Origin of the sequence: Nostoc sp., from assembly GCF_036916735.1 — a bacterium.
In the GTDB taxonomy this organism is placed as follows: Bacteria; Cyanobacteriota; Cyanobacteriia; order Cyanobacteriales; family Nostocaceae; genus Nostoc.
In genome coordinates this window covers 113,248-137,866 of the sequence record NZ_JBALFV010000094.1, presented here as the reverse complement: position 1 = coordinate 137,866, position 24,619 = coordinate 113,248, and the positions used below count along the sequence as shown (strand labels likewise).

The window sequence follows — 24,619 nt, the reverse complement described above, 5'->3', positions numbered from 1 at the left end:
TTTGCATCTAAATGAAGTACATTCTTTACCCCCTTAATCCCCCCGATGCATTGGCTACGGTGTACACATAAGTCGGAAAAACCTTATCCACAAAAGAGCCAAGCTATAATTTTTAAAGATTTTAGCCTTAAGTTGACTAGCTGTAACAACTTCTGTCTTCGCTGTATTAACTTCCGCCTTAGTGAGTTTGCGTACTCTTACACAGAAGCAAGCTAACAATTGCGAACGCTAAATCTATAAATGCGAACGCCAAATCAACAAATGCGAGCGCCAAATCAACAAATGCGACCACTAAATCTATAAATGCGAGCGCCAAATCAACAAATGCGAGCGCCAAATCAACAAATGCGAGTGCCAAATCAACAAATGCGAGCGCCAAATCAACAATTGCGTTCGCCAAATCAACAATTGCGTTCGCCAAATCAACAATTGCGTTCGCCAAATCAACAATTGCGTTCGCCAAATCAACAATTGCGTTCGCCAAAATAACATTATAAAGGGGAAACTAGAACATCTAATTCCCTCCCCTTTATAGAACCCATTTGACATCTAAGAAGGTGCAGCAAGCCTCTTAACCATCAACCGAATAAAACAAAGATTAACCTTGGCAGTCGCATTAGCTAAAGTTCTCTCAAAGTTATTGACGAGGATTTTGCATCTTGCAATCCTTGCATTTGACCGCTCAATGATCCACCTCGCTGCAACCGGAACCTTCCCCAGATTTACCTTGGTCTTTCTTTTCTTGTTTCGATGGTTTTGCTGAAAATTCAAACCTGATTTTCGTCATCATTTGGGGATAAACTTTTTCTAACTCCTCCCTCAAATACTCAGGGTGATAACCGTGGTCTAGCAGAATGGTGATTTTGGGAATGTTGACGGGCTTCGACTGGAAATAACCAATGTTTTTAGTCAACATCTCAATTAAACCCTTATCATCAGATACATTTGCTTTGGTGCAATGAGTAAAGAAGGGAAACCCCAGGGTATCAACGGCTAGATGCCTCTTAATCCCATTCGTCGAGAAAGTAGAAACAATATCCTTTCGATTTAACACTCTTCTTTACAAGTGTTTTTCACCGCTTGGGAGTCAATTATGATCAACGTCGTCCATTTGGTTTTTTTTTTAACTTGCTCATGCACTTGAGAATGTAAGATACCCATTAGTTTGTCGATCGCTCCTTCACCAAGACATCTGCTTGTAATGCCAATATACGGTTGAGTAGGGGGGCAAGTCCGAATCGCAAGTCTTCCCAACTACAGCCATTCTTCAGTTGATAGAAGATGCCATCCAAGAGTTCTCTTTTTGTCCAATTGGAGGGTCTGGTCTGCTTCTTAGGCGGCAGTATCTGAGGCAGTAGGGGTTCAAGGATTTCCCACTCAACGGGCTGTTAGGCTGCTGGAGTACGGCATGACTGCTAGATACGGCTTTTGCGGTAACTGTACTTCAAGATAGTAAAAGATGTCAAATGGGTTCTATATCCTTGGACTCCATAAACCTGTCAGTTCACAGATAAGGGCACTCTACTGCCGAGGCAAGGTCGGATCAAGTTATCCGGAAACTTCTCAACGTCTCCCCTCTATCAGGTTTCTGCGATGCGATCTGCTTTGCAGCAACGCTAGGCTAACGCCTCGCTTCGCTAACGTGATCGCTTTCAGCCCCGAATCATCCCTACTCAATCTTCCAATTAGGCGTATAACCAGAAGTAACTTGGCTATACATTTGCAAGACCGATGCAGAAATACGTCCTGAGAGTTTTGCGATCGCCCATAGCGCTCTTGTAAAATCATTTTTAATTGTTGAGAATTCGCAAGAGAAAAAAGTTTATGGCAGATAAGTCCGGTCAAGACCCCTCGGAAATCACAGTGGCAACGGTTGATGAAGAACGAAAAGGCGCAACTTTCAGCGGTACGGTCATCCTTGGTATAGATCCTGAGGGTGGGGCAGTCGTTTTCTTTAGAGACTTTTTAATTGAAGATTATAAAGGCGAACTTACCGCTTATCTGGCAACAGATGGCGATATAACGAAAAGCATTGATTTAGGCGAACTCGATCATAAAAGCCCCAGTTTTAAGCTGCCAATTCCGCTGGGAACGGATACATTACCCTACAATACAGTCGTGTTGAGCGACAAAAAAAGCAAGAAAAAAATCCTGACGATCAATCTATAAAATTTGTAACTTAGCTCGTAGTTCAGCCAAATTCGATTGCCCTCCTGTATAGATATCAAATGGGTTCTATAAGCTACGGTGTACACACAAGTTGAATTACCCCCTTAATCCCCCCGATGTATTGGGGGGAAACAAAAGATTCTTGTTCCCTTCCCGACTTCATAAATAAGTTGGGAATCTTGGACGTTATCAAAATTAATCCGATAGACTACTAATTAGAAATTGGTACATTTTTAAATGCAGCTGTATCTGGCACAAAAATGTCCAAATTATTGACACCATCAGGAACTCTTAGCCAGATATAAGCATCTGCGGAGGCTTGTGGACGTACCTGAAACAAAGAAACGCTTCCTGTTGAGCGATTAAGAGCAACTCCTTTGTAGGTTACGCTAGTGTCAGGATTGCGGGCTGTTGTACTAGCAACCGATATAATATCACTACCAACAACTCCGTCTGTGGCAAGGCGACGAATACGCATTTGCAAATTTACCACATCACGGTTTCCAGTTTCTGGATCTTTAATTCGCTTTGCTGAAAGTAACTCAACTTCTGCCTTTTTACCAAAAGCAGGCTGCACAAACCGACCAGGGCTAATTGCTGAGGTTGTAGCAGTGGCTGGTGATGATGATGCCGTTGCTTGGGGAGAAGTTGTAGCTGTAAGACTTGGCACTTGAGTAGGAATGGTGTTAGTGACTGTATTATTGGCATTTAGTGTCTGTCGCAGCGTGAAAACTTCGTAAGCTGCATAGCCGCTACATCCTAAAGCCAAAGTAGAGAGTAATACAGCTACACCAGATAAAAATGTACTCACACCATTGCCTCGATTCCGTATTTGTGTATATTCAGGTTGACTTACGTTTCTATTTTGTAGTCCCATAAACTATGTTTGTGCGTAGGCGCAGCCCGTCGTAGACATCGCCCACCTATAAAACATGTGAACATCTTCCTTATACTAATTAAGTAACTTTACTGAGTTAATTCTTCTTTCTCCGGAAAGAAGTTGTTAGCAAGATAAAAATATTTATCTTTAGGATAAGGAGTATTGGTGAGACTTAAGATTTTAAATCAACCACTGGGTGTTTTGTTAATATTTTTGACTAGTCAGATAGGATTTAGTTCTAGAGTTGCAAAAGCACAAACCCCAGTTGCACCAACAACTACTATAAAATCAATTTGCTCTACCCAACTGGGAACAGCTATAGATGCTGTAATCAATCGTCCCTTATTTAGTCGGGTGCGCTGGGGAATTTTGGTGCAACCTCTGTCAACGGGGCCAATTCTTTACAGTCGGGATGCTCAGAAATATTTTACTCCCGCGTCTAACCTCAAATTGCTGACAACAGCAGCTGCATTGCAGCAGTTGGGTGCTAATTTTCGGATTCGCACCTCAATTTACCAGGATGGCAATGGTGTTTTACGTGTTGTCGGTAGGGGAGATCCTAGCTTAAGTGATACTCAACTGCAAACATTAGCACAGCAGCTAAAACAGAAAGGTATTACTCAAATTCAGCGATTGATAGCTGATGATAGTTATATTCAAGGTGATATTGTTAACTCCACCTGGCAATGGGAAGATGTGCAGTCAGACTATGGCGCACCAGTTAGCAGCTTTATTCTAAATCAAAATATTTTTAGCCTAAAACTCGTACCGCAAGCTGTAGGTAAATCTTTACAAGTGGTGTGGATTGATCCTGGCGAGGCGAAAGAGTGGCGGATTATTAATCAGTCAGTAACCGTTGCCCAAAATCAACCAAGCTACGTCAATGTTACCCGCGAATTATCAGGAACAGTATTACGAATTCAAGGACAGCTAACAACGAATTCTGAACCGTCTTTAATAGATTTGCCTGTAGTTGACCCTAATTATTACTTCTTACGGCGCTTCCGTGCAGCTTTGGCAACAGAAAAAATTCCTTTGGGACAAATATCAGTAACAAATGGTGGTGTTAATCAACAGGAAATAGCGTTTGTAGAGTCGCCACCTTTATCTGAATTATTAATGGAAACTCTTCAGAATAGTAATAATCTTTATGCTGAAGCACTGCTGAGAGCATTAGCTGTGAAAAAACCCAGAATGAAAAATCAGACTAGTGCTGATGTCGGTTTGGAAGTTGTGAAAGCGAGTTTAACTCAATTGGGAGTTGATCCAGCAAATTATATTTTAGTAGATGGTTCGGGTTTATCACGTCGTAACTTAGTCACACCAGAAGCTTTTGTACAAACTTTGCGAGGGATAGCAAGAACACCAACAGCATATATATATCGCGCATCTTTACCCGTGGCGGGTAAAAGTGGAACCTTGAAAAGCCGCTTTCAAAATACACCTGCTGAGGGCATTGTTCAAGCAAAAACAGGTACATTAACGGGTGTAGTTTCTCTATCTGGATATATGAATGCGCCTAATTATGAGCCGCTAGTTTTTAGTATTATCGTGAATCAATCGGAACAACCTGCAACAGTTGTGCGCCAAGCTATTGATGAAATTGTTGTGTTGCTAGCACAGTTGCAGCGTTGTTAATATTATTGCCATCTAATTAAACAACTGGTTTAGTAATTCGGAGTCCCATGATTACTAAGTCCCGTTCAACGTTGTCAATTTCGGCAACTTGAGGTAAATGTCCCCAATGTTGAAAACCAAATGTTTCAAAAAGTTTTAAACTGGGTTGATTGTGGGCAAAAATGAAGCAGACTAGGGTTTTTAAACCCAAACTAGGACTTTCACTAATTGCTTGTGCTAATAGTTGCCGTCCAAAACCACACCGATGAAAGCCAGGGGCAATGTAAATACTAATTTCGGCAGTCGTATTATAGGCAGGTCGCCCATAAAAGGATTGGAAACTCAGCCATCCAGCAATTACTCCCTCTACTTCGATTACCCAAAGTGGGCGTTGTGAAGGCGATCGCGCCTTAAACCAAGGAAGGCGACTTTCCACGGATACTGGCTCTAAATCAGCAGTTGCCATGCTACTAGGAATTGCAGCATTATAAATTGCCACAATTGCAGGCAAGTCAGTTTCAGTCGCATGGCGAATAGTCATTGCTACCGTCTCAGAAAAAGTCTTGAAAAAATATTCAAAAATAATACAGCGTTACCAAAGCCGTAACACTATCTCATCAGAATAGTTTTGGCTCCCCGTCGCACCGCTTGCATAGCAGCCGCAGTTTTTTCGGTTCCTTTACCGACAACTAAGACATCAGCTGTGTATGTCTGATTAACCATCCCTTGATCTCACTGGAGTTTCGACATATTTTCTCCAGATAACTTGGACTGAGACAAGATAATTTTTTTCGGATATTTCGTTTATGTAGTGTGTATTATTATAAGATAGTGAATAGAAGTGACGGCGTAACGTCCCACAACACAGGAGGAAGTAACCACGATGTCTAAGTATAGCGTGCTTTCAGAGTCTGTAATATCTCCACAGCTAGAAGCTCAATCTATCGAACTGGAGCGCATACTGAGGGTTAAAGATTTCCAGGCGAAACTGGTAGGAGCTAACGGAGAAAAAATTACCATTCCTGAGCCGATTTATCAAGTGCTACTTCAAGTTGTCCACGCAATGGCATCAGGTAAGGCTATATCCATAGTTCCTCAAGAGCAGGAACTGACGACACAACAAGCGGCTGAATTTCTTAACGTATCACGCCCTTATCTGATCAAGTTATTAGAGCAACAAGAAATTCCATATATAACCGTAGGAACACATCGACGTGTTCGTTTTCAGGATTTAAGAAAATATAAGGAACAAAGGGATGCTAAACGTGACCAACTTTTGCAGCAGTTAGTTGATATGAGCGAAGAAGCTGGTTTGTATGAGTATGATGAGTAAGTACTCAGAAAGATTGCTATGCCCAGTGTTATATTAGATGCCTGTGTTCTTTTTCCAATGTACCTACGAGATACCTTGCTATCCACGGCTGAGGCTGGTCTGTACATACCCTATTGGTCACAGAAAATCTTAAATGAAGCAATGGGCAAGCTTATTCTTAAGGGTGTAATACCAACCGAAGCAGCTAAAAATTTAGAGGAGATTATAAAAGCAGCTTTTCCTGAAGCAATGGTTGAAGAAGTACCTTGGGAACTAGAAGCAGGTATGGGCAATGATCCTAAAGATCGTCATGTTCTTGCTGCTGCAATCATAGCCAGAGCTGATATTGTTGTTACCAATAATCTTAAGGATTTCAATGCTAAAGCTTTGGCTCCTTTAAATATCAAAGCACAGTCACCAGACAATTTTCTCAGTGACTTATTCGATAAGCATCCAGAAGAAATGGTTCAAGTAGTGCACAGACAGTCCCAAAAATATAAAAGAAGTCCCCGTACTTTTGTTGAACTACTTGACCTGCTGAGTAAGCAGATACCTGGATTTACGACAAAGATTTTATCGCATGAATACAGTGAAAGTCTTTTCCATACTACAAACAAAGCTCTCAATATAGTAGGAAGACCAATACCAGAGGGTGGTCAATATTTAGAGGGTGAACGGTATCGACTCTGGCAAAATAGGGAAATTTTAACAATTATTGCTAAAGACAATAGAGGTAAGCTCCTAGAAGTTAAGAATGGCAAAATTCAAGGAAAGCTCTCATCGGCGGATATCAAGGCATTCCAAATCTTTGAACAAACCTTAGAACAAGAACTAGAACAGGCTAAGACACAAAAATCACAAATTTGATAGCCTAACGTTGACTGCTAATGTTACATCTAGTATCGTTAAGCGGGAAAAAACCAACGTGAAAGCACAGGTATTTAGAGGCGTCAATCAACTGTCTTACGAAGATATCCCAGTTCCAACCCTAGAACCAGATGAAGTGCTGGTACAGGTGCGGGTTGTGGGGTTGTGTCAATCAGATATTAAAAAAATTCGTTATCCACTGTATGAACCGCCGCGCATTTTTGGACATGAAACTGCCGGCACGATCGCAGCATTAGGCAATGATGTTAAAGGTTGGCAAGTTGGACAACGAGTAGCCGTGATGCATCACATCCCCTGTATGCGTTGCGCCTACTGCCTAAATGATAATTTTTCCATGTGTGATGTTTATAAAAACATCTCCACAACCGCAGGCTTTAACGCCAGTGGCGGCGGTTTTGCCGATTATGTCAAGGTTCCCGGACATATCGTCCAAAATGGCGGATTAATTTCCATCCCTGATAACATCAGTTTTGAAGAAGCCAGTTTTGTAGAACCGACTAACTGCTGCTTGAAAGCTGTGAAAAAAGCCCAAATTGGCCCAGGACAAACTGTGTTAGTTACTGGTGCTGGGCCGATTGGGTTAATGTTCATCATGTTGGTGAAGTATTTCGGAGCAAAAGCGATCGCTACCGATTTACTACCCTCTAGAATTGAAAAAGCCTTGAGTGTCGGTGCAGAGGCGGCTTTTGATGCTCGCGATCCCGATTTAATGGCAAAAATACATGCGCTAACTGGTGGACTGGGTGTTGATATTACCTTGCTGGCTGTTCCTAGTGAGAAAGCTTTCTTTCAAGCACTTGATAGTACCCGCAAAGGTGGCAAAATATTATTTTTCGCGGAATTCCCCGATGAGGTGGAAATTCCCATCAACCCTAATATTCTCTACCGTCGAGAAATTGATTTGATAGGTAGTTATAGCTCATCTTATCGGCTTCAGAATCTATCAGCCGATATTGTATTTAATCAGCGAATTGACGTGCAAGCGTTGATTAGTGATCGCTATCCATTAAAAGATTTATCAGCAGCTGTAGAAGTTGCGATCGCACCCACACCGGATACTTATAAAATCTTAATTTATCCGTAAAAGGGGGATCAGGGGGATCTCTTTAATTTTGAATTTTCAATTTTGAATTTTGAATTGTGATCTCCCCCTGCTCCCTCATCCCCCTATCAGCCTCAAAAAAATGCTTATTACCCTCGTTGCAGTCGCTCTACTAGCTTTCTACGTCGCCTGGAATCTCGGAGCAAACGATGTTGCTAACGCAATGGGAACCTCTGTAGGTTCCAAAGCTGTTACCCTCAAACAGGCACTAATAATTGCTGGGGTATTAGAGTTTACGGGTGCTGTATTGTTTGGGCATGAAGTAACAGAAACCCTAGCGACGAAAATTGCTAATCCCGTCTTATTCGCAGCTACACCCCAAATATTCGTTGTTGGGATGATAACGGTACTAATATCGTGTGGTGTGTGGTTGCAAATTGCCACATCACGTGGTTTACCTGTATCCTCTTCTCATGCAGTTGTTGGTGCGATCGCTGGATTTAGTTGGGTAGCTTTAGGAGTAGGTGCAATTGATTGGTCATCAATTGGCTTGATTACCATTGGCTGGGTTTTAACGCCATTAATTAGTGGTGCGATCGCTGCTTTATTCTACAGTCAAATAAAGCACTGGATTTTAGATCAACCTAATCAAGTAGTGCAATTACAAGAGTGGATTCCCTGGTTAAGTACTGCGCTGCTAGGTATATTCGGCGTAATTGTATTACCATCGCTGACTCAACCGCTAACCAATTTTGTAATTGAGCAAATTGGTTTTACAATCCCTGCTTACGACATCCCACTGTTAACTGGTGCAGTAGCAACAGTTGGACTCACAATCATTAGTTGGCGACAGTTACAACAAACACAAAAAATCTTTCTCACTTCCCAGTCCCCAATCCCCAGCGATGCACTGAGCTTGTCGTTGGCGCAGCCTCTGGTACAGAAGTGTCCCCAATCCCCAATCCCCAATCCCGTAGAAAGATTATTCGGACGATTCCAACTACTAAGTGCTTGCTTCGTCGCCTTTGCTCATGGTTCTAATGATGTGGGAAATGCGATCGCTCCTTTAGCTGCGATCGTTTACATCAATCGCACTGGTAGCGTACCTACAGATGGTATCACCATCCCCATTTGGATTTTAATCCTTGGTGGTGCTGGTATTGTTGGTGGTTTAGCTGTCTGGGGTAAAAAAGTCATCGCCACTATTGGCGAAAACATTATTGCCTTGCAACCTAGTAGTGGATTTTGTGCCGAACTTGCTACTGCTACCACCATCCTCATCGCCTCCCGGCTAGGTTTACCAGTTTCCACCTCTCACGCTCTTGTCGGCGGTGTAGTTGGTATTGGACTAGTGCAAAATATCAAGTCGATTAAGTTTCAAACACTAAAAGGTATTGCCGCCGCATGGCTAATTACAATCCCCGTCAGTGCTGTCCTTAGCGCTGCCATCTTTAGCATCGCCCGGATTTTATTTCTCTAAAAATTATAAATATTTTTCTAACTTTTTTTTCTATTGCATCTACTCAATGTAAAACCTAGACTGCAACAACGCCAAAAAGTGTGCTAAAAAAGTGTGCCAAAAAAGTGTGTATTTGCAGAACTGCTGCTCATTCATTAGAATGTTGTGCAGGGGATAGCGTAACTTTGAATTTCCACAGAAAGATACTTTAATCTCCATTTAGAGATATAAACTGTCACATAAGTTACATTTCAAAGGAATTTACAGTTAATTTTGCAAGTCAGACAATTTTGTAGCTATAACGCACGCATCTGCAAGTCTTTGATAATTACTATTGGCAGCAAAATAATAAATATTTATTTTGAGTGAGATTTCTTTAAAAATAAAAGTCTCATTAGCAAATGGTTGATGTAAATTAAACTGACCAAAAACAACAAAGGTTATACTTCAAGCGACTTACAGCCATAGGGACAATTCAAAATCCAAAAGCTTCGACTGACTTTTACTGAGCTTGTCCTGAGCATAGTCGTAAAGCCTGCGGCATAGCTACGCTTAAGGCGCAGCCTAAGAAGAGAAGGGTGTTGTCGTAAAGCCTGCGGCATATCTACGGTTAGGGCGCAGCCTAAAAAGAGAAGTAGCGTTTTTGCATAGAGCTTGTCGAAATGTCACGCCGAAGTCCAAAATCTCAAATCGAATGACAAAATACTTATCAATGCTGAAGAAAACACTGTGTATTAAGCAGTAAGGCAAATTTGATGCTTTGCCAAGTTGTGTTCAGTATGACAAAATTACGTTGAAATGCGGAAGTGCTGTTAAAATTTTTAATTTATCTGACAATATCTGACAAAATACATGAAATTAGTATGAGCGCCAATAAAGTGTACCGCAAGCAGCTTTATCATCAAGGTGTTAGAGGTTAGAAGCTAATGGGGCGATTCGAGAAGCAACCAGAAAACCCGAGAGTCAGAGGTGAGCTATCCAGAGCAGCAGAAAATGCTCTTTGGGGTGTAGTTGAAGACTTAGAAAATCTTCAGCAGAATGTCCTTAGAGGATTGCAGGAAGACGTAAAGCGGCTTCAATCAGAAAAAAATCGGTTATCTGATGACATTCAAAGCTTGCTAGAAGAAAAAGAGCATTTACAACAAGTGCGCCAAATTACTGAACAGCAAGTGTTAATTCGGCAACTGGCAGAAGTTCTGGCAAAGCATATATCTTCACAACTGCAATCCTCTTTAGCAACTTTAGCTAACCAAACCATAGAGGGCAAGTCTTACGATCAAGCTGCGCTTAAGTCGGCTGAAGTAAGCAGCAATGTAGTAGGTGAAATTAATGAAAAAGTCGAACACATGTTTGACAGCTTGGATGACACCGTTACTATTACCTTTAACTCGCTGCAACAAGAGCTGAAGAACTATCAAAGTAATCTTTCCCAGCAGTTGTCACGGATGTACAGCCAGCAGCAGCAAGGGGAAACGATTTTGGCGGAGTTTGTTAATCGCCTGCATGGAGAACTAGAAAAAACTATAGAAGAAGCTTCACGTAAACCAGCGACAGCAGGTACACCTACTGTTTTACAATTTACCGAGCCAGAAAAAAACAGTTCTTTTGAGACATCCTCGCCACAAGTTGGCGAATTAGTAAGAAATTCCTCTGAGCCAATTTCCCTGATCGCTAATAAATTTTCACCAAGGGAAACGACATCAGAGCCGACTGTTGTTAGAGAAAACGGCGCAAACCCAATTTCTGTCCCCAGCAAAGACTTGTCCCCAAGGGAAACAACATCACAGCCGCCGATTCTTAGAGAAAACGTCGCTAACATAATTTCTATCACTAGTAAAGACTTGTCCCAAAGGGAAACGACATCAGAGCCGACTGTTGTTAGAGAAAACGCTACGAACCCAATTTCTGTCCCTAGTAAAGACTTGTTCCAAAGGGAAACGACATCAGAGCCGACTGTTGTTAAAGAAAACGCTGCGAACCCAATTTCTGTCCCCAGCCAAGACTTATCCCAAACGGAAACTAAATCAGAGCCGAATGCTGCTGTAGTTTCACCACCAAAAGAAAAGGCTGCTGAACCAATTTCTGTTCTCAATCAGGACTTATCAGAAAACGAAACCAAATTAGAACCTCCGACTGTATCTGTACCGCAGCCAGAAGCAATACAACCTTCACGAAGGAGAAACGCTGCTGAATCAATTTCTCTCCTCCGCAGGAACGTATCGCAGAGCAAAGCTAAATCCTCACCGATCGCTCCGTTAGAGCCGCAGCCAAAAGCAAAACTGCCACAATCGCGATCGCGCAATTCCTCCGGCTCATCGTCGCTCCAAATCGGTTTATTCTTGATTATCTTATCGGCAGTGCTATCGTCGCTTTACAACGTAGCCATCAAAGTAATTTTCCACGAAGGTTCCCAGATTTTTGGAGTATTAGATGTAGAGCGCTTGCTGCCGCCGACTTTAGGCAATACTTTCTTAATTTTGACCCTACGGTTTATGGTAGTAGTACCACTGCTGGTTTTGTTATCTCCGATACTACACCCAAGCATGTGGCAAGATTTAGAAAACTTGGCCGCTTCAGTCCGAGGAAATCCCACACCTACAAATGCAGCGACAAAGCAGATTTTGCTGTTGTCAGTTGTGAGTGGCTGCTTTTTGTTTATGTCTCAGGTTCTCATATACATTGCGATCGCTCAAGTCACAACTGGAATGGCGATCGGACTGTTCTTTATTTATCCGATGGTTAGTGGTTTATTGTCGTGGTTTTTGTTTCGTGATCGCCCTACCATATTTCGCATCAGTGCGATCGCCGCGATTTGCTGCGGTGAATTGTTGGTTTTGGGAGGTTCTCCCAACCCAGGTATGGGTAATACTTCAATGGGAAGTAGCGCCGCCATTCTTTCCGGCGTGGCTTTTGCAGCCTACATAATTCTGACGCGGGTTTGTGCTAGCAAACTGCATCCCGTAACTTTTACTTTAATTAACTTCGCCACTATGCTGCTGTTGAGCTTTATCTGCTTGATGCTACCTTTACCAGGCGATTGGAATTTAGCAGTTGACCTCTCTAAGATGTTGGAACTGGTTTTAAGTGCATTTATTTTGGGTGTGTTGACTCTTGCCGGCTATTTGCTAAACAATGTTGGTATTAGTAAACTAGGTGCCTCGCGATCGGCACTCATTGGTGGTACTACCCCAGTTTTAACCGTAATTTTCGCTGGGTTAATCATTCAAGAAAATTTGGATATTGTGCAAATTCTGGGAGTGTTGTTAGTAACCTTTGGCACAGCTGCTTTCAGCTTTGAAACAATGCGAAATCAGGTTAAATCCTCTAGTCCCACGAATTAAATGACGAGTTCAATCAGTTTCGGTGTGGTGGGAAGTAAAGTAGCTCCTATAACTCTGGGCACCAATCCTGACGCGAATACGCTTAGTTACAACTTTTCTAAATCATCTGGACACACAAGATCCCCGGCTTGTTTGAGAAGCCAGGGATCTTCTGTTTTTACCAATAATTTAGTACTGCTGTATGGGTGGAGATAAAACTTAATAGATGAGTAAAAAGTAATTACAATAACTTGACTTGTAATATTCTTTTAGGAATTTAGCCTGATACAGGTAGGTAAACACGTATATATAAGCAGTACGAGTAGTACTGACTCAAGCAATTTAGCACGAGTACTTGCTCAAGGAGGAGATTGGCAAGGAGTTAAGATCATTGCAGCACGTTTAACTAGCAGATGAAGAAGTAGCAGAAATGTTTAGAGTAACCCAGTTTTAAGCATGGTAGACTCAGTAAGTGGGCAAGAATAAATTAAACTATGTTAAGTAATGTAAAATTAACTGAATTGAGTTTTAGCAAGGTCTTCAGACCTTAAAATAAGGCTGGAGGTGCTGACTACAAACCTTGAATTATTCACGCCCATTTACTTATTGTGTTTAGTGAGATGGTATATTTATTTCTGTCGGTCTGTACTAGTGAATTTGGTCTGCGATCGCCCAGACGCCTAGATAAAGAAGTTTATATCGTAGCTTGCTGCGGATTCTCTTCTTTGTTATTTACACAATTAAACCTTCTTAAACATATAAAACAGCGAGGTAAAAATATACTTGAAAGTAGCTGATGAATTAGTTAAATCATGAAACTTTAAAATTCTTTTATGAAAAAAATATCCAAATAATCATTAAATAAAATCTATTATGTTTTAGGATGTATTTGGATTTGTCTAATAACTAATTTTTCGGCTACTAGCAGAATCAATAAATTCTAATAACTATAAACTAATTCAGAGTTAATCGAGGCTTTTTGTGTAAAACTATCAACACAAAAAGATAATTAAGAATCGAATTTAGTAGTACAAAAAAAATATTATCAAACCTTGATTTAGCAAAAATATAAAATTTTAAATAAGCATTATTTATCAGCTTTAAAATGCATAAATTTATTACAAAAAACAAAAATAATGATATGATAAGGAGCGATGTTTAATTTGAAAAAACAACAGGTATTTTTGAAATTGGAATTAATTGCTCTACTTGATGTCTACTATCTTCCTTCAAGCCAACGGCTTATACTGACGAGATATCATTGGAGGTTGTGAACAAGATAATAGTTTGCAATGAGCCGTGTGGCTCAACCTCTGAATGTTTCTACACCTGGGAAGCAATTTCTCTTTAGACCATTCCCAATTATTTATAGTCATTTGTGTGCTAAAAATAATTCACCAAAGCTGAATAAAAGCCATCTTTTCAAGTAAAAGATATCCCAGATGAACCGCGCCAACTAGTTTTTATTCAGAGTCGGTATATTGCCATAATTAGGCAAAAACTGCTTGAAATTGTTGGTCTGGAAAGATGATAAAAATCCTAGAGAACTTAAAAGCTTTGTAGATTACTTGCAATACATTTGACTTTTGGGATTTAAACCGTTGTCAAGCTAGACTTAGTGATGTCTGTAATTTTCTGGTCAGATATACAGACAGTTATAGTAACCATAACTAAATCTGCCTTGATACCACAAAATATGCGAAAACGGTAGTTTGGGCTACCACGGATTTCATAGTTATCGCATACTAATATAGTCTGAAGTGAAAACATCGCTTTCAGCCAGGTGTATACTACCTATTTTCAATCGATTAAAAATGTGTAAACGTGCTATTCAATTGTCTGTAATATGAGTAACGACATAGATCTGATCAAACGTCTTGACCCCAGTGCGATGGATCAGATCATGCTTTATCTGGCTTTTAGTGCCATGCGGACGAGTGGGCACAGGCATGGGGCATTTTTAGATGCAGCCGCAACAGCAGCAAAATGTGCAATTTACATGACCTATCTGGAGCAGGGACAAAACCTGCGGATGACAGGGCATTTGCACCACCTGGAGCCGAAACGGGTAAAAATTATTGTAGAAGAAGTCAGACAGGCTCTAACAGAAGGCAAACTATTAAAAATGCTGGGTTCTCAAGAACCTCGCTATTTAATTCAATTGCCTTATGTCTGGTTAGAAAAGTATCCTTGGCAACCGGGGCGATCGCGCGTTCCTGGCACTAGTCTGACAAGCGAAGAAAAAAGACAAATTGAGCAGAAACTGCCCAGTAACTTACCTGACGCCCAGTTAGTTAGCTCTTTTGAGTTTCTGGATTTGATTGAGTTTTTGCACAGGCGATCGCAAGAAGACTTGCCACCCGAACACCAAATGCCTTTGAGTGAAGCCTTGGGTGAGCATATCAAGCGCCGTCTGCTCTACTCAGGAACGGTAACACGCATTGATTCTCCTTGGGGAATGCCCTTCTATGCTCTTACCCGTCCTTTTTATGCCCCCGCAGACGATCAAGAACGCACTTACATCATGGTAGAAGATACCGCTCGGTATTTCCGCATGATGAAAAATTGGGCAGAACGGCGACGAAATGCCATGCGCTTGCTAGAAGAACTTGATATCCTCCCAGAAAAAATAGAGCAGGCTATGGAAGAATTGGATGAAGTTATCCGTGCCTGGGCAGATAAATACCACCAAGACGGGGGTATTCCAGTAATTTTACAGACAGTTTTTGGCGAAAGAGAAGACTAGCACCGCAGGACAAAAGTTAGCCTTAGAGCGGAAGTCAAAAGTTACCCATGCTTTAATTTTGGGCTTTCTGGCGTAATGAAATGTAGTTTATTTTTACCGGACTGTACTACCAGCGCTACTCCAAATTTAAAAAGCTTAATTTATAAGCTTTTCACTGATTTTTTTCGTTGCTTAATAGTAGGGAGATGGTTAGTCTATTCACATTGTAACACTGTACTAGCAATAGTAGTACAAAAGTCGCAAAATAGCTTGTGACTTTTGTATTGTAAGTGTTTAGTTTGGATAATTTGCAAGTGAGGACAATTATACGACGAAGTCCTGTTTGCCCAGTAAGCTGTTAAGCATTTAAAAGTACCTTGATTCCACAGGGGAGCAGTCCTTGCTCGAAGCAAAGGAGAGGGTTTGCAGCTTTTTTTGACAATGAAAATAGTCCAACTTGTAGGCGTGACAGCTTATATGCAATTTAAATATGGAACAGCTTAACCATCAATTTAAATTTGACAAATTAGTAGGGTGTATATAAAAATATATACCCTACAAATTAACCTGTATTCTTAGTCAATTACAAAGGACTGTAATTAATTCGTCGCGCCGGGTTGCGTTGGAACAATCGGTTGCGTTGGAATAACCGGTTGTGTTGGAACAATCGGTTGTGTTGGAACAATCGGTTGCGTTGGAACACTCGGTTGCGTTGGAAATGGAGTAGTCTCTAAACTCGGACTTGAACCCGCAGGTATTATAGTTGACGGTGTAGACGAAGATGAAGCACCGATAACACTATCATCAGCACTAATACAAGTATCTAATGCCTGTATAGCGGGAAAGTCGATTTGACTACGCAAGCCAACCACACACTGCCCAAAGCGCACGGGCAACAAACTACGTCCACAGTAATCTAGAACTGCCGGATTAACTGCTTCCTTGGTACTTAAGCTGACGCCAACTACACAGGTAGCTAACTCCTCAGGACGCCGGGCCCTCCCACAAGTAGAAAGCGCATCTATCGCAGCAATTTGGGTTTCCTTCTCAATTTTAACCACACAAGCAGCCAAATCTCTGGGACGTAGTGCTGCTGAACAACCTTGTGATGCCGCTTGTGCCGTTACACCCACTTTTAGGAGGCGACCCGCACAGACACTATAATCATTGTTGTAGGAAGCAGCGATCGCTGTATTGGGTAAGATCGTTGCTAAACATCCAGCTATAGCCAAAACTGGTACTGTTAAAATCCTGGAGGTGGAACTGGCTTGTTTGTTCTTACCTCTATTAACCGCTTTATTGCTCATTGACGTTGCCATTCTCCAAACACCCAAAGTTATGCTAACTCAAATATCTTAAAAATCCTCTGTAATTAAAGAATTTCGGCGGTAGCAAGGTATAGACATAATTAATTATGCCGGAAATTGTGTTAATATAACTGTTTGAAAGATAAGTAGGCAACGTAAAAAGTATTTCAGAGTAAAAATACTGCGTAAACCAATCTGATGATTGAGTAGCCTACGAAACTAAATAAACACAAAAAACTTATTGGCAGGAGTACGGCGGGGCACGTCGGAATTCAAGCTTGGAAGCTAGTCTGTCGGCTCTACCGACTTAAAGCAACTGGCGCAAAAGTTGATGCCTCTACATTGGTAGGATACGTCATACCAAGGCAAGCAGCCTCACAAAACCAAGAATCCTCTGATTTTTGATCAGGGCAATGTCAAAATTGAATGTTTGGGTAAAGTTTAAACAGGATTAGATTAAGGAAACTCATGTCCCGATATAGAGGGCCACGCCTCAGAATTGTACGCCGCTTGGGCGATTTACCAGGATTAACTCGTAAAAGCGCCAGACGCGCTTATCCGCCTGGTCAGCATGGTCAGAACCGTAAAAAACGCTCTGAGTATGCTATCCGTTTAGAAGAAAAGCAAAAGCTCCGCTTCAATTACGGTTTGACTGAAAAGCAATTGCTGCGCTATGTGCGGAAAGCCAGACGTGTTACTGGTTCTACCGGACAAGTGCTGCTGCAATTGCTAGAAATGCGCTTGGATAATACCGTTTTCCGCTTGGGTATAGCTCCGACTATCCCAGCAGCTCGTCAACTGGTAAATCACGGTCACGTAACTATTAACGGTCGTGTGGTTAATATTGCTAGCTATCAATGTCGTCCTGGTGAAGAAATTGCCGTCAGGGATCGGGCACAATCACGGAAGTTGGTAGAAGCTAACTTGCAATATCCCGGCTTGGCAAACCTCCCCAGTCATTTGGAGTTTGATAAAAATAAGTTGGTTGGTAAAGTCAACGGCGTAGTTGAGCGGGAATGGGTGGCACTACAAGTTAACGAACTACTTGTGGTGGAATACTACTCACGACAAGCGTAATAGTCATTTATTTGTCCTTAGTTATTTACAAAGGGCAACCCCCAAAGTGTGAGTAAACGAAACCTCTGCTCACACTTTTTAATTGAGAATAATTAGTATGGGGGTCTGTGTTCAAGCACACCCCTTATTTTCCTTTGAGGTCGGCTATTCAGTGTGAAGATGTCACTGTAGAACCATCTATCGGGACTTAAACATTTTTTCTGGAGAAACAAGCCTCAAACCCATGCAGGGTAACGGAAATATACCAAATGCTCAAAATAAGCCCAAACCCAGATATATCAAGAAAATAAGCCTAACGATGTCAAAGTCTTTCTGTATATAGATTTGAGGCTCTTTTTTGGGTATTTTTTGTCTAAGCCCCACTAGCCATGATTAAAAAGTCCAGTAATAAAGCTCCAATGGGCTTCCTACGAAAAATGATTCAATTTAAAGCGATCGCTCAAATTATTTCTTTATTTTTAGTGCTTGCTGACTCAATTGCATTACAATATCTTGGGACAATGGCTCGATAACAACCATCAGTAGGCAGAGATTTAATAAAAGCTATTACCTCTTTTGTCCAAAGTCCAAATTTTTAGCAAGAATCTTTTTTACTAATTCTCAATCAATCCTAGCGTAGGCGTAGCCCGCAATTCGGCTGCGCTCAGTGACCACCGCAGGCATCGCTCCTCACCCTGTCGAGTTGAGCAAATCCATAATTTGACACCCCATACAGGAAGAGAGTTTCAGCCTTTGATTCAGGATGACCAATGACTATCCGCCAATTTGCGACATCGTGCGGGTGTATACACCCTTATTACCAGAATCACGCCCTTTAAAGTTAATTTCTGGCTTGATTGCTAGTAAACGCCTCACTTGCTCTTGTAGTTGAGCAGTACTAGTGCCAGAACGCAAAGCAGTTTTCAAGTCAAGTTGACCTGTTTCATTCAATAAACACGGACGCAGCCAACCATCAGCACTCAGGCGCATCCGGTTACAACGATCGCAAAAACATTCTGACATTTGACTAATAAATCCCAGTGTCCCCTTCGCACCGGGAATTTGAAAGATATCAGCAGGGCCAGCACCACGAACTTGTGATTCTGTCAAGCTCCAGCGATTGCGGATAGACTCTCGTAACTCGGCTGAAGATACCCAACCGCGATCGCCAAATAAATGCATATTACCAATGGGCATAAATTCAATAAATCGAATGTGCCACTGTTTGTCAATTGTCAGGGCGGCTAAATCTAGAATTTCGTGGTCATTAACGCCAGGAATCACTACCACATTCAGCTTCAGGGGGTCGAATCCAACTTGATAGGCAGCTTGAATCCCATGCCAAACTTGTTGCCAACGAGAACGTCCCTGATTACCAATAATTCGATCAAAAATGTCGGAATCGAGAGAGTCCAGACTAATATTAATTCGTCGCAGACCAGCATTGTAGAGGTTTTGTGCCATCGGAGCTAGCAAAAAACCGTTGGTGGTCATTGAGAGGTCTTGAGTTTGGGGGAGAGTTGCGATCGCCCTTACCAAATCCACCACACGCGGACGCAATAAGGGTTCACCCCCAGTCAACCGAAATCGGGTAAAGCCTACTGGAATAAATACCTCTTTAATTAAGGTGAGCAATTCCTCATCAGTTAACAGCTGTTGCTTGAGAATATAATCCAGTTCTACTCCCTCTGGCATACAGTACTGACAACGAAAATTGCAGCGATCAATTAAGCTAATGCGGAGGTAGTCTACCTGGTTCATCATTTTATTTTTATTGTCTCTGATTAATTAAAGACTTTACAAAGGTGGTTTACCCCTTCCTACTATCTTTGTTGTAACTCAAAATACCGTACTCCCCCTTAAGTGAGAGTCCACAGATTATGGCATAATAAGCCGATCGCATCCACTAGTTAGTCATCAATCGTGCAAGACACCGACTCCATCAACAACCTTGCTGCTGCTTTACTACAGCCAGCAGATATTAGCTTTGAACTGCCCGATCCAGAAGATGAACAGATTCTAGAGTCAGATTTTCAACAGCAGCTAGAAGTAGCTTGGCAGGTATGCGATCGCTTTGATTTGCAAACTGAAATCTGGCGGGGGCGAATTTTACGGGCGATCCGCGACAGAGAGAAAGTCGGTGGTGACGGACGCGGTACTGGCTTTCTGCGATGGCTAAAAGAACGGGAAATCAGCAAAAGTCAAGCATACTCCTGGATTCAACTGGCAAATAGTGCCGATACTCTTATCGAAGACGGTAAACTTGATCCCGGAACTGTGAACAACTTTAGCAAACGGGCTTTTGTTGAAACCTCCAAAGCAGTACCCGAAGTCCAACAAATGGTGAGTGAAGCTGCACAAAAAGGCGATCGCATCACCAGGCGGGAAGTGCGCCAACTCAATGATGAATGGACAGCCATGTCCTCAGATTTATTACCCGAAGCAGTCAAAGAAAAAGCAGCAGATAACACCCTTCCCCCGCGCTACATTGCCCCACTAGTGAAGGAAATGGAAAAACTGCCAGAATCGCACCAAAAGTTTATCCAAAAGGAAATTGCTGCTAATCCTGATGTGGATACCCTGAAACAGGTAACTAATGAAGCGCGTAACTTGGCCAAATATCTCAAAGGTGCGGCTCAAGTTCAGGCGCTGACGCAGGAAAATATTGATATTGAAACAGCCTTAGAAGAAGCACAAAGAGTCGGCTGTTTGAGCATTGCTGCTGATTTGGTAAATCAAGCATCGCAAATTGAACAAACGATCGCTAAATTGTACATGACTTGGAAACGAATCGGTAATTTAGCAGATCGATTATATGTAGATACAGGTGCAAGTACACCCAACTTGCGATCCCTCCTCACTTGCTTGGAACCTCTGGGTGGTGAAATCATGGAATTGCAATTAAGTGGTGCGACTGAACACACTGTACGTCTGCAAATTCAAGAGACGAGTTAAAACAACGTGAGTTTGACGGCGATCACAAAAGCAAAAAGTTTGTCATGAAAGTGGTTATACAGGGGCAAATGTTCAGGAACGCCCCAAAAATGCAGAGAAAGAAGCGTGTTTGACAATACAAGATATAGACAAGTTCTGTAAGGCATTGGATTGTCAACCTGGGGAGCTTTTGGAATATGTACCCAATGATGACGATGGTGAGGTAGTTTCTAGCGTCGAAGTGGCGTGATTTCAGGATGTTGGAAGTTTTAATCGCATTCATTAAAAATTAGGGGATAACCTCAGTTCGGGATAAGCTGAGACATTGATTATATGGTTGGCTAAAACCCAATTTATTTGTAGAAATAGCAGGGGAAATCGCCTTTATCCAAACTGACGTTATTGAGCTGACATTTAGCAGTAATTAATGTTACTACCTAAATAGGTGTACTAGCCAAAGTTATTTATTACCCCAAAATGCCCTTTCTACAAGACTTCACTGATAACCTAGTTTTAGTCTCTTGTGCCAAGCCTGTTGGCAAAGATTTTGAAAGGCAAAAAGTAACCCTCAAGGACGTTGAAACGTTTCTGCGCCACTTAAAATTGATAATTCCCTATTTCTGTCAGCATCCACAAGGCATCATTGAAGAACTGGAGAATTTGAAAGAAGATGGATTAAAGTCCGTTATTAAAGACCTTCACCAAATGACTGAAGGTCAGGTTAAAACGTGGAATGGTACTATTGGTGAAGCAATTGCCTCTTCTTATATATTAGGTTGCACAGGTTATCAAATTCCCGTTTTTAAGCTCCGCTTTTCCCCTAACAGAAAAATGCCAATGCATGGGGATGATGTACTTGGATTGAAGTTTAATGCGGATGGAATACCGAAAGCATTACTGGTTGGAGAATTTAAAAATTACGGTAGTAATCCAAAGCAAGCTGTTAAGGATGCCAGTGCTGGTTTGTTTAAAGTTCAGGAAGGCTCAGTTACGCTTTTGGATTTCATTATCAATGTTCTCAGAACGGCAGGACGATATAACGAAGCAAAACTTGTTAAGCGATTTAATGATCCTTACACGTACTCATACTACACAGAATACCTTGCTGTTATTGTGACTCAAGAAGAAAAGTGGAAAGATAAATATTTTGACGATGTTATCGAAGGTATTACAATTCCTTTAACTGTCAACGCGTTTCTCATTCCCAACTGGATAGCGTATCAGAAAGAATTAGTATCCAGTCAAAATAAAGAACCCTCAAAACTGTCGCTTCCTTCTGTAAATATAGATGAATTAATAGAAGTTAAGAAGTTACTGAGTAACTCTGATTTCAAAAGCGAACACAATCAATTAGCATCAGATGCTTTAACAGTCGAACTAAAAAATGAACAAAGAAGGTTTATTTCCTATAGATATGACCCTCGTAAATTAGAAAAAGCAGCTAATTTTCTAGCACTAACAGGCTATAACTTGTTGACAGACGGTTCCCAAGAAGCAGAACAAGTACTCAAAGAATCTGCCGTTATTCATGAGAGATTGGCGATTCTAAGACTTGAAGATGGTCAAGCTTCTATTGCTGTAGAAAATCTTGTTACAAGTGCATTATTGTATAGTATTGCAGGGTATAACGCAAATGCCAAAGTCTTAGTATCAAAAATTATGCATCAGCAAGATATTAAAGATGCCTTGCTTTCAAATACCCCAAGAATTTTACTGATCCATTTGCTGACTGGTGAAATCAGTCAATTACAAGATGCCTTGGCACAATTCTTTTTCAACTTCGCTCAGAAGGAATTAGAGCCAAATAATTATCCACACGAAGAAGAAGAATGGATGGATTTGGTGTCTACTAAAATCGCCGATATTGGTGACTGGTTAACAGCAAAAGCCTTCGCAAATCTTACTCAATACCTGCGTACAGGTAATGAAGCACTTCAAGCAGAAATCCTCAAACTGACAATAGCGGCAGGCAGACAATATGCAACAGTCTGTGATTATCGCTCCTACGTTCTGCTCAACTCTATTGGCAAATATTTACAAAGTTTAATCGAGCATTCAACACAAAAGCTTGTTAGTGCTTATGTTGATGATATGAACGACGAATGGAAGCTTTACCTGCGCTTTCTGTCCACACTTGGTAAGTTTCCTATGATGTCAATGTGGAAATCACAGCAGAAAGCTTTGCAGGAGGGTTTACTAGAGGATAAATCTCTCGTTATTGCTATGCCAACAAGTGCAGGTAAGACTAAAACGGTTGAACTGGCAATTTACCATTCCTTGAAGGATAAGCCGGATAAAGTTTGTGCTTACGTTGTTCCGACAAGAGCTTTGGCGTATGAGGTAGAAAGTAGCTTATCGATAAGCTTATCCCGTGTTAATATAAATGTTTCTATCCTCTATGGCGGGTATGATTTTAGCCAATTGGAAGAGGATATTCTAAAAGATAACCAGGTGTTTGTTTTAACTCCTGAAAAATTAGATTTGCTCACCTGGAACAGCGAAGAGTTTAAAAGTAAGCTCGCACTTCTTATCATTGATGAAGCCCATGATTCAGCTGCTGCAAATCCTAGAAGTCTTAGACAGGAATTAATCTACTCAAGATTACTGGCTATTGCAGAAAAAAATCACGTTAGAGTAATTGGAATTTCAGCGGTTATTAACAATGCTGGTGATTTTGCTAAATGGCTCTCTGGAAACGAAAAGAATGTTGTCAAAATAGATTGGAGACCAACAAAACAACGATTGGGCTTCTTTGAATGGAGTCAAACTACAAGAGCAAAAGTTTGTTATTTGCCTCAAATGGGAGATTATCCATCTGATAACTTCTTCGTGCTATTGCCTTTCTTAAAATCAGGATGCAGTATAAAGAAGCCAAATGGCAAATTTCATCAGCAAAGTGTTGTTGTTGCAGCGCATTTGGCTATATATTATACGCAAACTGGCTCTACCTTAGTTTTTACAACAACCAAACCAATTGTTGAAACTATTACTGAGTGTTTAATCTCGCTTTTGCAAAAGCAGCCTTTAGCAGTTTCACCAGAAATACAACAAATTGTAAATGAATGTACTGAACTGCTTGGCTCTGAGCATTTACTTGTAAAAGCTGTTACTCTCGGATTTTGCTATCACCATGCCGAACTCCCTAATGTTGTTAGGCGGCGTATCGAGAATGCAGTGCGCGATAACATCATTCCACTCATTGTTTCTACAACCACGTTGTCACAAGGCGTTAATCTTCCAATCAAGAATGTAATTGTGCATTCTTTGTCAATGCACAATAAGATTAGCATGGCTCAGTATGCCAATGCTGTCGGGCGTGCAGGTCGGGCAGGCTCTGAGACAGAAGGACATATTATCTTTTGTGACAAGAAAGATTTAGAACTGGTTGAGCAGGAAGCGCCAACAGAAGTATCAGAAAGTTTTATTGTTTCGGGTATAAGGCATTTAGCACAGTCTAGGTTATTCTCGCTTGAGACCACTGAGGATTTTCTCTTACTGTGGGCATTGGCTTCAACAAGCCAGTTCAGACAGGCTGGTAATGAATATGAAAATTGGACACAGCAAAAGAAAACTTTAGCAAGCAAGAAGCAGAGAGAAATTTTATCTTATTTAGATTCGCAACTTCTAGCATGGATTCTAGAATCCTGTCTTGATGAAGTTGATGAGGAAAAAATTGAATTCATTTTTAAGAAGCTGCTGTGTCATGTGCAGTCTCTAAATATAGAGGATGTATTGTTTGCATTTAAGACTGCACTGAAAACAAGAGCAATTTTGCTCAAAGATGAAGTAAAAGATATTCAACAGCGTAAGTTATTTAACCTGACAGGATTAAGCGTAGTTAGTAATCAAGTGATAACAGCTTATGCACAAAAACTGGTGGGATAAATTGATAGCTATACAGATGTAAATG

18 protein-coding genes and 2 pseudogenes are annotated in these 24,619 nt (G+C 41.2%); 12 read left to right on the top strand and 8 right to left on the bottom strand.

Annotated elements, in window-relative coordinates:
- Nucleotides 1-178: 178 nt before the first annotated feature.
- The 4 genes and pseudogenes from V7L20_RS20875 to V7L20_RS32790 all read right to left on the bottom strand — a co-directional run.
- A complete protein-coding gene (locus tag V7L20_RS20875) occupies nt 179-442 on the bottom strand; it encodes a hypothetical protein (RefSeq protein ID WP_334745914.1) in 264 nt (87 codons plus the stop codon).
- A 240-nt stretch (nt 443-682) separates the two neighbouring features.
- Nucleotides 683-1,054, bottom strand: coding sequence for a transposase (locus V7L20_RS20870; RefSeq protein ID WP_334745913.1), 372 nt, complete (start codon nt 1,052-1,054; stop codon nt 683-685).
- Between the two features lie 106 nt (nt 1,055-1,160).
- Nucleotides 1,161-1,292, bottom strand: a complete 132-nt coding sequence (locus V7L20_RS20865; RefSeq protein ID WP_334745912.1) for a hypothetical protein — start codon at nt 1,290-1,292, stop codon at nt 1,161-1,163.
- Between the two features lie 6 nt (nt 1,293-1,298).
- A pseudogene (locus V7L20_RS32790) lies at nt 1,299-1,343 on the bottom strand (hypothetical protein); the annotation flags it as partial.
- Between the two features lie 481 nt (nt 1,344-1,824).
- On the opposite strand from V7L20_RS32790, the gene V7L20_RS20860 reads away from it, so the two are divergent.
- The gene (locus V7L20_RS20860) at nt 1,825-2,169 is read left to right on the top strand and encodes a hypothetical protein (RefSeq protein ID WP_334745911.1); all 345 of its coding nucleotides are present in this window, start codon (nt 1,825-1,827) and stop codon (nt 2,167-2,169) included.
- Between the two features lie 211 nt (nt 2,170-2,380).
- Here the strand turns inward: V7L20_RS20860 and V7L20_RS20855 are convergent, their stop codons facing one another.
- Complete coding sequence (locus V7L20_RS20855) at nt 2,381-2,980, bottom strand: hypothetical protein (protein ID WP_334746033.1); 600 nt, start codon at nt 2,978-2,980, stop codon at nt 2,381-2,383.
- A 261-nt stretch (nt 2,981-3,241) separates the two neighbouring features.
- Here V7L20_RS20855 and dacB point away from each other — a divergent pair, with 261 nt between their 5' ends.
- Nucleotides 3,242-4,687: a D-alanyl-D-alanine carboxypeptidase/D-alanyl-D-alanine endopeptidase gene (gene dacB / locus V7L20_RS20850; RefSeq protein WP_442943600.1), complete on the top strand. Its 1,446-nt coding sequence runs from the start codon at nt 3,242-3,244 to the stop codon at nt 4,685-4,687.
- Nucleotides 4,688-4,703: 16 nt separating this feature from the next.
- Here the strand turns inward: dacB and V7L20_RS20845 are convergent, their stop codons facing one another.
- Entirely contained in the window at nt 4,704-5,207 is a 504-nt protein-coding gene (locus V7L20_RS20845) for a GNAT family N-acetyltransferase (RefSeq protein ID WP_334745909.1), read from the bottom strand.
- Nucleotides 5,208-5,549: 342 nt separating this feature from the next.
- Here V7L20_RS20845 and V7L20_RS20840 point away from each other — a divergent pair, with 342 nt between their 5' ends.
- From V7L20_RS20840 to hetR, 6 genes are all read left to right on the top strand, one after another.
- Nucleotides 5,550-5,999, top strand: coding sequence for a helix-turn-helix domain-containing protein (locus V7L20_RS20840; protein ID WP_334745908.1), 450 nt, complete (start codon nt 5,550-5,552; stop codon nt 5,997-5,999).
- Nucleotides 6,000-6,017: 18 nt separating this feature from the next.
- Nucleotides 6,018-6,845, top strand: a complete 828-nt coding sequence (locus tag V7L20_RS20835; RefSeq protein WP_334745907.1) for a PIN domain-containing protein — start codon at nt 6,018-6,020, stop codon at nt 6,843-6,845.
- A gap of 58 nt (nt 6,846-6,903) precedes the next feature.
- Nucleotides 6,904-7,950 (top strand): zinc-dependent dehydrogenase, encoded by a 1,047-nt coding sequence (locus tag V7L20_RS20830; protein WP_334746032.1) that lies wholly within the window; start codon nt 6,904-6,906, stop codon nt 7,948-7,950.
- Between the two features lie 100 nt (nt 7,951-8,050).
- Nucleotides 8,051-9,388, top strand: coding sequence for an inorganic phosphate transporter (locus V7L20_RS20825; protein WP_334745906.1), 1,338 nt, complete (start codon nt 8,051-8,053; stop codon nt 9,386-9,388).
- Nucleotides 9,389-10,293: 905 nt separating this feature from the next.
- Entirely contained in the window at nt 10,294-12,708 is a 2,415-nt protein-coding gene (locus V7L20_RS20820; RefSeq protein WP_334745905.1) for an EamA family transporter, read from the top strand.
- Nucleotides 12,709-14,533: 1,825 nt separating this feature from the next.
- Nucleotides 14,534-15,433, top strand: coding sequence for a heterocyst differentiation master regulator HetR (gene hetR / locus V7L20_RS20815; RefSeq protein ID WP_334745904.1), 900 nt, complete (start codon nt 14,534-14,536; stop codon nt 15,431-15,433).
- A 578-nt stretch (nt 15,434-16,011) separates the two neighbouring features.
- Here hetR and V7L20_RS20810 read toward each other — a convergent pair.
- Nucleotides 16,012-16,719, bottom strand: coding sequence for a hypothetical protein (locus V7L20_RS20810; RefSeq protein ID WP_334745903.1), 708 nt, complete (start codon nt 16,717-16,719; stop codon nt 16,012-16,014).
- 468 nt (nt 16,720-17,187) lie between these two features.
- On the opposite strand from V7L20_RS20810, the gene rpsD reads away from it, so the two are divergent.
- The gene (gene rpsD, locus V7L20_RS20805) at nt 17,188-17,796 is read left to right on the top strand and encodes a 30S ribosomal protein S4 (protein ID WP_334745902.1); all 609 of its coding nucleotides are present in this window, start codon (nt 17,188-17,190) and stop codon (nt 17,794-17,796) included.
- 753 nt (nt 17,797-18,549) lie between these two features.
- Here rpsD and moaA read toward each other — a convergent pair.
- The gene (moaA, locus tag V7L20_RS20800) at nt 18,550-19,536 is read right to left on the bottom strand and encodes a GTP 3',8-cyclase MoaA (protein WP_334746031.1); all 987 of its coding nucleotides are present in this window, start codon (nt 19,534-19,536) and stop codon (nt 18,550-18,552) included.
- A 162-nt stretch (nt 19,537-19,698) separates the two neighbouring features.
- On the opposite strand from moaA, the gene V7L20_RS20795 reads away from it, so the two are divergent.
- The 3 genes and pseudogenes from V7L20_RS20795 (at nt 19,699) to V7L20_RS20785 (ending at nt 24,594) form a co-directional block, all read left to right on the top strand.
- On the top strand, nt 19,699-20,730 hold the full coding sequence (locus V7L20_RS20795) for a hypothetical protein (RefSeq protein WP_334745901.1): 1,032 nt from the start codon (nt 19,699-19,701) through the stop codon (nt 20,728-20,730).
- Nucleotides 20,731-20,770: 40 nt separating this feature from the next.
- A pseudogene (locus V7L20_RS20790) lies at nt 20,771-20,959 on the top strand (helix-turn-helix domain-containing protein); the annotation flags it as partial.
- A 227-nt stretch (nt 20,960-21,186) separates the two neighbouring features.
- Complete coding sequence (locus V7L20_RS20785; RefSeq protein WP_334745900.1) at nt 21,187-24,594, top strand: Hachiman antiphage defense system protein HamA; 3,408 nt, start codon at nt 21,187-21,189, stop codon at nt 24,592-24,594.
- Nucleotides 24,595-24,619 lie beyond the last annotated feature (25 nt).